Here is a 10,232-nt window from a genome sequence, read left to right as displayed (position 1 = left end):
GGGTGGGGTGGCCGGGGCGGGGCGGGGTGGAGGAAACTTACCGGGCGGCGGCGGCAGCCTGCCGGTAGCGTTCCAGGACCTGCGGAGCCGGCGGCACCTCCACCACTGATACATCGGCCGCAGTCCACTGCGGCCACTCGCCGGTGAGGACGGCGGCGGCCTGCCGGGCAGCGCCGTCAGCCACGTACTCCCCCGGCGCCGGCACGGTGACCGGCATGCCAAATACTGCCGAGACCGCACGCTGCAGGGCCTCGGACCTGGCCGCTCCGCCCACCAGGATGATGCGGCGGGCCTCGATGCCCAGATCGGCCAGCGCAGCCAAACCGTCCGCCAGCGAGCAGGCAATGCCTTCGACGGCGGCGCGGGCCAGGTTGGCCGGCGTGAAGTTCGCCAGGGTCATCCCGTGCAGCGACCCCGTCGCGTCGGGCAGGTTGGGTGTGCGTTCGCCCTCGAAGTACGGCACCAGACTCAGGCCGCCGGCGCCGTCGGACGCCCCGAGCGCCAGGCGGGTCAGTGCGGGGAGATCCACCGAGAGCAGTTCCGCCGTGGCGTCCAGGACGCGGGAGGCGTTCAGGGTGCAGGCCAGGGGCAGGTAATGGCCGGTGGCATCGGCAAAACCGGCCACCAGGCCGCTGGCATCGGCGGAAGGATCCGCTGCCACGGCGAAGACCGTGCCGGAAGTCCCCACGGAAACGACGACGTCGCCCACCCCGGCACCTACGCCCAGGGCCGCCCCGGCGTTGTCTCCGGTGCCCGGCGCAATGAGGGCGCCGCAGGCGGTCTGCTGATCCGTCTCGAGCGGGCCGAGGACCCGGGGCAGCAGCGGCACGTGGCCCAGCGTCTGCTCCAGCACTGCCGGCAGGTATTCTCCCGTGCGCGGAGACCAGTAGCCGGTTCCGGAAGCGTCGGAGCGGTCGGTGCGCAGCGCTTCGAGTCCCGCGCGGCCGCTGCCCGGCCCGTGCCCGGCCAGGCGCCAGCTCAGCCAGTCGTGCGGCAGGCAGACGGCTGCCGTGCGGGCCGCGTTCTCAGGTTCGTTTTCGGCCAGCCAGCGCAGTTTGGCCGCGGTAATGGAGGCCACCGGAACGGTTCCGGTCTCTTCCGCCCAGTACCGTGCGCCGTCGGGCCCGGCCTCGGAGATCAGCTTTTCGGCGGCTGCCGCGGAACGGGTGTCATTCCACAGCAGCGCCGGACGGACCACGGCGCCGTCCTCGTCCAGGCACACCATTCCGTGCTGCTGCCCGGAGACGGCCACCGCCTCCACGTCCGCCAGACCGCCGGCGGCCTGCAGCGCTTCCTGCAGGGCCGACCACCAGATCTCGGGGTCGATCTCGGTGCCGGCCGCATGCCGGGCGCTGCCCGAGCGGACCAGGGCGCCGGTGGCGGCATCCCGGATGACCACTTTGCAGGATTGGGTGGAGCTGTCCACTCCGGCGACCAGGGCCATGGCGGTACCTTTCGTCATTTTCAGCGTGTTCGATGGTTCGGGCGATCTTACCCGGACGCCCGAACCGCCGGGCCCGTGCAGACACGGACCCGGCGGCAGGAATCTGCTTCAGGGGTTAGCGGGCACCCATCAGGTGTTCCACGGCGAGCTGGTTCAGCCGGACGAAGCCGAAATCGCGCTCCCCGGCCTTGTCGGCGTCGTAATCCTCGAAGGAGGCGGTGTCCGCCAGGAAGTCGGCGGTGCTCTCCCCGGCATCGAGGGTGGACTGGCCCAGCTCGAAGACGCCGGAGACGGCCAGTGCTTCCTGCACCTCGGGATCGGCGCGGAACGCCACGGCGCGCTCCTTGAGCAGCAGGTACATGGACATGTTGGCCGCCGCGGAGGCCCACACGCCGTCGTAACCGTCGGTGCGGGAGGGCTTGTAGTCGAAGTGCCGCGGACCGTCGTAGGTCGGGCCGCCGTTGGGGAAGCCGTTCTCGAGCAGGTCCACCGTGAAGAACGCACTGGTCAGGTCGCCGTGGCCAAAGACCAGGTCCTGGTCGTACTTGATCGACTTCTGGCCGTTGAGGTCAATGTGGAAGAGCTTTCCGGACCACAGCGCCTGGGCAATGCCGTGGGTGAAGTTCAGGCCCGCCATCTGCTCGTGGCCGGTCTCGGGATTCAGGCCGACAATGTCGCCGTGCTCCAGCTGCTCGATGAAGGCCAGCGCATGGCCGATGGTGGGCAGGAAGATGTCGCCGCGGGGTTCGTTCGGCTTGGGCTCCAGCGCAATGCGCAGGTCATAGCCCTTTTCCTTGATGTAGCCGGCGGCGGTGTCAATGCCTTCCTTCATGCGGTCAAACGCGGCGGCGAAGTCCTTGGAGCCGTCGTACTCGGAGCCTTCGCGGCCGCCCCACATGACAAAGGTTTCCGCTCCCAGCTCGGCGGCCAGGTCCAGGTTGGCCAGGACCTTGCGCAGGGCGTAGCGGCGGACCGAACGGTCATTGGAGGTGAAGCCGCCATCCTTGAACACCGGGTGGCTGAACAGGTTGGTGGTCACCATGGGGACCTTCAGCCCGGTTTCCGCCAGGGCTGTGGTGAAGTTCTTCAGGATCTGCGTCCGCTCGCTGGCACTGGCGTCGAAGGGAATCAGGTCATTGTCGTGGAACGTGACGCCGTACGCGCCAAGTTCGGCCAGCTTGTGCAGCCCCTCGATCGGGTCCAGCTCGGAACGGGTCGGAGCGCCGAACGGATCATTTCCGGTCCAGCCCACCGTCCAGAGGCCAAAGGTAAAGCGGTCCGATGGCGATGGCGTCAGTGTCACAGTTCACTCCAAAATCCGGTATTAGTTGGATTCAACAACATATGGCCCGGAAGGGCTAGTGTCAATGGGGTGAACACAACTCCGCTGCTCATCCGGCGCCCCCTGCCGGGTTTTCCACCCCGGCGGGAGCAGGTGGCCCGGTCCGGGATACGCTGGAAAACCGCCGGCTCCCGCCACCGAAGCCCGGGCGCTTTCCATGTCCTTGTCATCCACTCCAAAGAAACGGCAGCAACATGAGTGCAGGCACCTCCCCGGGTACCGATATCCGCGGACAGAACCTTTCCCGGGTCCTGACCCTGCTCCACCGCCGGGGTCCGCTCTCCCGCGCCGATCTGACCCGCATCTGCGGCTTCAACCGCTCCACCGTGGGCGCCCTGGTGGGCGAACTCGCCGCGCTCGGCCTGGCCTACGAGACCGATCCGCCCGCGCTGAAACGCGTCGGCAGGCCCTCTCCCCTGGTGCATGCCAATGAGAGAGTCGCAGCGATCGCGGTCCATCCCGACGTCGACGCCGTCACCGTGGGCCTGGTGGGCCTGGGCGGCACGGTCCACCGCAGGGTCCGGTGCGATGCCGGCACCCCGCCCACCGTCGCGGACACCGTCGCCATGGCTAGGGGGGTGCTGGAAGACTTGCAGCCCGAGCTGGCCGGCATGACCCGGATCGCCGGTGTGGGCGCCGCGGTTCCCGGACTGGTCAACAGCCATGACGGTTCCGTGCTGCTGGCGCCTCACCTGATGTGGTCCGGCGAACCACTGGCCGCCGAGCTGTCCGCCGGCCTGGGCTTGCCCGCGCGCGCGGCGAACGACGCCAATCTGGGCTCACTGGCCGAAAGCCTCTTTGGTGCGGCGGTGGGGGCGTCCGACGTCGTGTATCTCAACGGCAGCGCGAGCGGCATCGGCGGAGGCGCCATTGTGGGCGGGATGCCGCTGCGCGGTGCCGCGGGTTATGCCGGCGAACTGGGCCATACGGTGGTTAACCCGCAGGGCATCCCCTGCCACTGCGGCCGGCGCGGCTGTCTGGAGACCGAAGTGAGCCTGGGGAGGCTGCTGGCCGTCCTGAAGCTGGACCATGCGGACCAGGACCAGCTCGAGGCCGCCATGGCCCGGGACAATTCCCCGGAACTCGTCGCCGAGACCCACCGCCAGCTGGATCTGCTGGCCGTCGCACTGACCAACTTCGTGAACATCTTCAATCCCGGCACGATTGTGCTGGGCGGCTTCCTGGGCGTGCTGCATTCGTTCGCCGCGGGCCGGCTGGAGGCGGCAGTGGCCGACGGCGGCATCGGCGGCCTGGGCAGCGAGGTCACCATCTCGCGGGCTGCCCTGGGCACGGATTTGCTGCTGGTGGGTGCCGCCGAACTGGTCTTTGCCGGGCTGCTGGCGGATCCGGCTTCGGTGGGCGCCCTGCCACAGGCCGCGCTGCGCTGACCCCGTCCGGCTCCGGACCGGCGGCCCCGAGGGGCCCGCGGGCTACTAGGCCCGGCGCCCGGTCCGGGCCAGCACCCGGCGGATCGGTTCGGCGTCGTCGGGCACCGGAACCGGCGGCGCAAACAGCCCGGGAGCGTAGGCCTGCTCGCCAAACCCGTCCATGGCCGCATCCACAGCCGCCAGGTCTTCTTCAGACAGTTCAGCGTCCAGCCCCTGGGAGGCGGCCAGATCCCAGCGGTGCACAATCAGGTCTCCCCCGTAGAACCCGGCAAGCGTTTCGCCGATCGTGCTCGGCCCGAAATACCCGGCAAACTCCCGGTCCGCGACGGCCGGATCAGCCAGCAGCTCCGCCACCCGGCGTTCGTGCTCCAGCCACAGCTTCCCGGGGTCGGCGGTGTCCGCCGCAGCGCCCGCCAGCCCGTGCTGCTCCAGAAAGTCCCGCTCGGTGGAGACCACGTGCTCCACCAGGTCCCGCGCGGTCCAGCCCTCGCAGGGCGTCTGCGCGCCCCAGTCCGAAGTCCGGGAGACGAGTGCGCTAAACGGCCCGGCGTTCTTGCGCCAGATCTCAAGAGATGCTGTCATGATCGCTCCTTAGGTGCGGGGTCTGGAGTGGTATCTGCGGTCCACGGTAGGCCGGTCCGGACAGCTGTGTCTTGAACAAATCCGACAGCGTAAATCCAAGAGCGCAAATCCAACAACAACCCGACGGCAGAAACGGAAGCGGCCAGGTGTTCGACGAGAGCGGGTTGAGCGAAATCGGCAGGGGCCACCTCAGCGACCCGTCCGACCGCTCCTTCACGATCCACCGCTACAGCCCCTCACCGCCGTCGGCCCCGTGGCTGCGCGTGTTCTGGATTCCCGTTTGGCGCGTTCCCGGCGGTGAGACCCGAGAACAGCGCATCCTCACCTACCCGACCTGCCTGCTCAGCATCACTGACACCTATGCGCGTCTGATCGGCCCGACGACGGCGGCGGCCCGGGTGGCGCTGTCCGGCAGCGGGTGGGCCTTCGGCGTCATGCTCCGGCCGGGCGCCGGCCGAACCCTGCTCGGCGGCGACGTGGCCACGCTGACCAACCGCCACGCCGATCTGGCGGAGTTCCCTCTCCTCGCCGGCCTCGTTCCGCTCATCCGGGAGGAGATGTCCGCAGACCCGTCGCGACCCGCAGCCCATGCCGCGGCCCGGCACCTGGTGGAGGACCGCTTCTCGTCCCTTCCCCCGCCGGCAGGGGATGCCGGTCTGGTGAACCGGATCGCCGCGCGCGTGGAGGAGGACGCATCGATCACCACCGTGGCCTCGCTCTGCGCGGTTTTTGAACTGCAGGAGCGCACGCTGCAGCGGTTGTGCACGCGGTATCTGGGGGTTGCCCCGCTGTGGCTGATTCGCCAGCGCAGGCTCCAGGAAGCCGGCGAGCAGCTGCGGCAGCATCCCGGCCCGCTCGGCGATTTGGCGGTGCGCCTGGGCTACGCCGACCAGGCCCACTTCTCCCGCGACTTCCGCCGGGCCACGGGATGGACGCCGGGTGAATTCACGGCGCTGGCGCAGCGCGGAAAACCGACAGAGCCGGGTCCTGCGCCGCCAGCAGCCGGTCGGGGCGGAACGGCGCCAGCACCGGATGCGGACGCCCGGTAAGGAGTTCAGCCGCCATCAGCTCCCCGGCGATGATGCCCAGCGTGGCCCCGGAATGCGTGAACGCCACGAAGCAGCCCGGCAGCCCGGGAACCCCGCCCAGGACGGGCAGCCCGTCGCCGGGCACCGGTTTGAGTCCGATCCGCCAGCTCTGCGGCACCAGCCGGGGATGCCCGGCCAGGAGCGAGGACGCTTCGTCCACCAGGTCCTGCGCCACCTGCGGATCCACGGTCCACCCGCCGTCGCCGGCCGGCGAAATCTGGTCCAGGTACCAGGTGTGATCCATCGCCAGCCGGGATCCGGGGTGCGGACGGACCGAGACCCTCGGGGTGTTCAGCACCGCCCGCAGTCCGTGGGCCTTGGGTTCGGTCACCACCAGCATGGCCAGATCCGACCGGTCACCGAGCTGATAGCCCAGCCGGTGAAGGACCGCCGAAGTGCCGGCACCGGCGGCCACCAGAACGGCGTCGGCGGGGTAAAACTCCCCGGCTTCACTGCGCAGCCCGACGGCGGTCCCGCCCTCGACGACGACGGCGGCGGTGCCCGCGCCGGTCACCAGGGCGCCGCCGCGGAGCGCAAACTCATGCAGCAGGTGCCGGATCAGGTGCGGCAGGCTCACCCATCCCTCCCCGGCATTGAACAGGACCGCGGGCGGCAGCGCCGCAGGATCCAGGCCAGGCACCAGAACGGGGACGTCGGCGGCGGGGAGCAGCCGCGCGTCGTACGCCTTGTTCCGCTGGCTCTCATACCGTTCCGCGAGCGTGTCGCTGTCCCAGTGCAGGCCGCCGTCGAACCGGATCCAGTCGATCCCCGGATTCCGTGTCAGCAGCGTCCGGTAGCGGTCCATCCCCGCCAGCCGCAGCTGATGGTAGGGCTCCGGGTACTCGCCGCCGGAATTCAGCCAGGACAGGGACCGGCCCGAGGCTCCGCTCGCCGGGTGCCCCTCCGTCACCAGCGTGACGCGGGCACCGCAGCGCAGCAGTTCCACCGCGGCCGAGATCCCCAGGATCCCGGCGCCCAGCACCGCCACGGATGTCATCACGCCCTCAGATCTCGCCGAGCGCCATCTGCGCCGCCAGGTACTCGGCCTGCCGGATGGCCAGCGCCACGATCGTCAGCGTGGGGTTGGCCGCGGCGCCGGTGGTGAATGCCGAGCCGTCGGAAATGAACAGGTTCGGCACGTCGTGGGTCTGGCCGAATCCGTTGCAGACCCCGTCTTCGGGGCGGGTGCTCATCCGCGCGGTGCCCAGGTTGTGGGTGGAGGGGTACGGCGGCGTCCGCACCGCCGACGTCGACCCCACCGCCTCGTACAGGGCCTGACCCTGCCCGTACCCGTGTTCGCGCATCGCGACGTCGTTGGGGTGGTCGTCGAAGTGCACGTTCGGCACCGGCAGTCCCAGCGGGTCCGTCACCGTGGTGTTCAGCGTGACCCGGTTGGTTTCCTGCGGCATGTCCTCCCCCACGATCCACATCCCCGCCGTGCGCCGGTAGCCGTCCAGGATCGCCGCGAACCCCGGGCCCCACGCACCGGGATCCACAAAGGACGCCAGGAACGCCGGGCCCAGCGAGATGGTCTCCATGTAGTAGCCGCCGGCAAACCCGCGGTCGGTGTCGTGCCGGGATTCGTCGGCGATCAGCCCAGCCATGGTCTCCCCGCGGTACATATGCACCGGGGATTCGAACTGCGCGTAGACCGACCCGGTGGTGTGGCGCATGTAGTTCCGGCCCACCTGGCCCGAGGAGTTCGCCAGCCCGTCCGGAAACAGCGGCGAACCCGAGAGCAGCAGCAGCCGCGGAGTTTCGATCGCGTTGCCGGCCACCGCCACCACCCGCGCCTTTTGGTGGTGCAGCTGCCCGTCGGCATCGGCGTACACCACCCCGTCCACCCTGCCCTCGGGGGTGTGGGTGATCTGCACGGCCTGGCTCTCCGGACGCAGGTCCAGGCGGCCGGTCTTCAATGACTTCGGGATTTCCGACACCAAAGTGGACCATTTGGCGCCGGACTTGTCGCCCTGGAAGTTGAAGCCGTCCTGCACCGAGGCCGGCCTGCCGTCGTAGGGCTCCGCGTTCGTCGCGTAAGGGCCGGTGGCAAAATGCCGGTAGCCGAGCTTCTCCGCACCGTTGGCGAACACCTTGTAGTTGTTGTTCGCCGGCAGCGGCGGACGGCCGTGGACGTGGGTGGACCCCATCTTCCGTTCCGCGCGGTCGTAGTACGGCTCGAGGTCCTCCAGCGTCAGCGGCCAGTCCAGCAGGTTGGCGCCGTCGATCCGCCCGTAGACGGTCCGGGAAACAAATTCGTGCGGCTTGAACCGCGGGGTGGCTCCGGACCAGTGCGTGGTGGTTCCGCCCACGGCTTTGACAATCCAGGCCGGCAGGTTCGGGAAGTCCCGGGCGATCCGCCAGCTGCCGGAGGTGGTGCGCGGATCCAGCCAGGCCATCTGGTTGAATGCTTCCCACTCATTGTTCACGTAATCCGAGTTGGTCAGGAACGGCCCGGCCTCGAGCAGCACCACGCGGATGCCCTTCTCCACCAGTTCATGGGCGAGGGTGCCGCCGCCGGCACCGGAGCCAATGATGACGACGACGGACTCGTCGTCGAGGTCAAAGTGCGCCGACGCCGCCATGGGGTCCGCGGACCCGCCGGGCTGAAAACTCGATATTTGTCCGCTCATGCCGCTCCTCCTCCTCCGTGCTGCCGGGGTGCCTGCGCCCCGGTGCCGGAATCCGGTGCCGGTCCTGCCGCCCGCGCCGCTGCCGGGCCTGCTGCGGCGTCGCGGTCCGGCGCACTGTCCGCGTTCCCGGCAGTGGCTTCGCTGCCGCCGGCGCCGGGTGCACCTGCCGCCGGACGCTGCCCGGGCCGGGACACCGGGTACGGCAGCGGGCCGGTGTCAGGTACGTAGCCCTCGGGTGCTTCGATCCGCGGGGTCGGCAGCCAGTCCAGGTCATCGAAGCCGCGGTTGAGGTAGCCGCCCTTATCGAAGGAGGGACCTTCGTAGCCCAGCACCTCCCACACCTGCGGGTCGTCATAGAGGTTCAGGACGGTGGTGCGGCGGATGAAGCCAAAAAACTCCAGGTCGGAAACCCTGCGCAGCACCGCCAGCGCGCGTTCGTCGGAGAGTTCCAGGAACGGCTCCTCGGACTGCGCTCCCAGGGCGATCAGTCCCTGGGTCAGGACAACCCGGAACCAGGTGGACGCATCAGCTTCGGTGACGATGCGGTCGGTCATCCGCTCATACGCGGCATCGGGGAAGTCCGGATGCGGAAAGGCGGTCCGGATGATCCGCTGCAGGATGGCCCTCGCTTCGGGGGTCAGATTGGTTTCGTTGAGGGTGGGATATTTGGCGGGGTACGTCATGATGTCCTTCCTGCTGCCGGCGGGATGAGGATGGCGCGGCCGGTGAGCTTGCCGGCGTCGAGGTCGTGCATGGCCTGGACAGCGTCTTCGAGGTCGTAGGCGGTGGTGTGCAGGGTGATGTCCCCGGCGGCGGTCAAAGTCATCAGTTCCACCAGGTCCTGGTAAGTGCCCACCAGGTTTCCCACCACGGAGATCTCCCGGGAAATCAGCTCAATGGTGGGAATTCGGATTTCACCGCCGTAGCCGATCGAGTAGTAGCTGCCCCGGTTGCGGAGCATGGCCACGCCCTGCGCTTCGGTGCCGTGTTCGCCGACAAAGTCGAACACGACGTGCGCCCCGCCTCCGGTGGCTTCCAGGACGGCTGCGGTGTCGGGGCTGCGCAGCACCGTGTCCGCGCCCAGCGCGCCGGCCAGTTCCAGGGCTGCCTCGGAAGTGTCAATGACGGTGATGTTTGCGGCGGTGAGTGCCTTCAGGGACTGCACGCCAATGTGGCCCAGCCCGCCGGCGCCGATCACCACGGCCTCGGTGCCGGGGAACAGCAGCGGCGCCGCCTTGCGGACTGCGTGATAGGCGGTGAGCCCGGCGTCGGCGAGGGCGGCGATGTCCGCCGGCTGCAGGGACGGATCGAGTTTCACGACGGCCCGGGCGTTGGTCTTGAGCTGCTCGGCCATCCCGCCGTCAGCGTTAAGACCGGGGAACACGGCGTTTTCGCAGTGCGAATCTTCCCCGGCACGGCACGGCGGGCACAGTCCGCAGGTCACCAGCGGGTGCATGATCACGGTGTCGCCGGGGGCCACGTTGACGACGGCGGAGCCTACTTCACGCACCCACCCGGCGTTTTCATGGCCCAGGATGTAGGGCAGCCGGGGATGCTGGATCGCGTCCCACTGGCCCTCGATCACGTGCAGGTCGGTGCGGCAGAGCCCGGCGGCGCCGACGTCCACAATCACGTCCCACGGACCGGTGATTTCCGGCTCGGGCACTTCATCGATCTGCGGATCCTCGCCGTAGCGGTGCACCCGGACAGCTTTCACGCCGCACTTCCTTCTCCCTTGAATTCCGTCAGCACTCGGAC

9 protein-coding genes are annotated in these 10,232 nt (G+C 69.2%); 2 read left to right on the top strand and 7 right to left on the bottom strand.

Annotated features, from left to right (window positions below):
• Positions 1–37: 37 nt before the first annotated feature.
• A complete protein-coding gene (locus WKB88_RS16285) occupies positions 38–1,444 on the bottom strand; it encodes a xylulokinase (RefSeq protein WP_341395606.1) in 1,407 nt (468 codons plus the stop codon).
• A gap of 115 nt (positions 1,445–1,559) precedes the next feature.
• Positions 1,560–2,747 carry a xylose isomerase gene (gene xylA / locus WKB88_RS16280; RefSeq protein ID WP_341395597.1) on the bottom strand — a complete coding sequence of 396 codons (1,188 nt, stop codon included), beginning with the start codon at positions 2,745–2,747 and terminating at the stop codon, positions 1,560–1,562.
• Positions 2,748–2,980: 233 nt separating this feature from the next.
• Between xylA and WKB88_RS16275 the strand changes: the two genes are divergently transcribed.
• Complete coding sequence (locus tag WKB88_RS16275) at positions 2,981–4,174, top strand: ROK family transcriptional regulator (protein WP_341395596.1); 1,194 nt, start codon at positions 2,981–2,983, stop codon at positions 4,172–4,174.
• Between the two features lie 45 nt (positions 4,175–4,219).
• On the opposite strand, the gene WKB88_RS16270 is transcribed toward WKB88_RS16275, so the two are convergent.
• Positions 4,220–4,756: a TIGR03086 family metal-binding protein gene (locus WKB88_RS16270; RefSeq protein WP_341395595.1), complete on the bottom strand. Its 537-nt coding sequence runs from the start codon at positions 4,754–4,756 to the stop codon at positions 4,220–4,222.
• A gap of 146 nt (positions 4,757–4,902) precedes the next feature.
• Between WKB88_RS16270 and WKB88_RS16265 the strand changes: the two genes are divergently transcribed.
• Positions 4,903–5,805: a helix-turn-helix transcriptional regulator gene (locus WKB88_RS16265; RefSeq protein WP_341395594.1), complete on the top strand. Its 903-nt coding sequence runs from the start codon at positions 4,903–4,905 to the stop codon at positions 5,803–5,805.
• Here the strand turns inward: WKB88_RS16265 and WKB88_RS16260 are convergent.
• The 4 genes from WKB88_RS16260 to WKB88_RS16245 are packed head-to-tail and all read right to left on the bottom strand — an operon-like array spanning position 5,702 to position 10,191.
• The gene (locus WKB88_RS16260; protein ID WP_341395605.1) at positions 5,702–6,841 is read right to left on the bottom strand and encodes an NAD(P)/FAD-dependent oxidoreductase; all 1,140 of its coding nucleotides are present in this window, start codon (positions 6,839–6,841) and stop codon (positions 5,702–5,704) included. The two genes, WKB88_RS16265 and WKB88_RS16260, sit on opposite strands and share 104 nt — an antisense overlap.
• A 7-nt stretch (positions 6,842–6,848) precedes the next feature.
• Positions 6,849–8,426, bottom strand: a complete 1,578-nt coding sequence (locus WKB88_RS16255; RefSeq protein WP_341395604.1) for a GMC family oxidoreductase — start codon at positions 8,424–8,426, stop codon at positions 6,849–6,851.
• Positions 8,427–8,470: 44 nt separating this feature from the next.
• Positions 8,471–9,157 carry a hypothetical protein gene (locus WKB88_RS16250; protein ID WP_341395593.1) on the bottom strand — a complete coding sequence of 229 codons (687 nt, stop codon included), beginning with the start codon at positions 9,155–9,157 and terminating at the stop codon, positions 8,471–8,473.
• On the bottom strand, positions 9,154–10,191 hold the full coding sequence (locus WKB88_RS16245) for an NAD(P)-dependent alcohol dehydrogenase (RefSeq protein ID WP_341395592.1): 1,038 nt from the start codon (positions 10,189–10,191) through the stop codon (positions 9,154–9,156). The genes WKB88_RS16250 and WKB88_RS16245 overlap by 4 nt, the downstream gene beginning before the upstream one ends.
• Positions 10,192–10,232 lie beyond the last annotated feature (41 nt).

This window comes from Arthrobacter sp. G119Y2, assembly GCF_038069765.1.
In the GTDB taxonomy this organism is placed as follows: domain Bacteria; phylum Actinomycetota; class Actinomycetes; order Actinomycetales; family Micrococcaceae; genus Arthrobacter_B.
Note: the sequence above shows the minus strand (reverse complement) of the source record. Positions and strands in the feature narration are given on the sequence as shown.

Coding starts and splice junctions, on each gene's coding strand:
- WKB88_RS16285 (WP_341395606.1), bottom strand. CDS start 1,444: ATGGCCCTGGTCGCCGGAGTGGACAGCTCCACCCAATCCTGCAAAGTG.
- WKB88_RS16275 (WP_341395596.1), top strand. CDS start 2,981: ATGAGTGCAGGCACCTCCCCGGGTACCGATATCCGCGGACAGAACCTT.
- WKB88_RS16270 (WP_341395595.1), bottom strand. CDS start 4,756: ATGACAGCATCTCTTGAGATCTGGCGCAAGAACGCCGGGCCGTTTAGC.
- WKB88_RS16260 (WP_341395605.1), bottom strand. CDS start 6,841: ATGACATCCGTGGCGGTGCTGGGCGCCGGGATCCTGGGGATCTCGGCC.
- WKB88_RS16255 (WP_341395604.1), bottom strand. CDS start 8,426: ATGGCGGCGTCGGCGCACTTTGACCTCGACGACGAGTCCGTCGTCGTC.
- WKB88_RS16250 (WP_341395593.1), bottom strand. CDS start 9,157: ATGACGTACCCCGCCAAATATCCCACCCTCAACGAAACCAATCTGACC.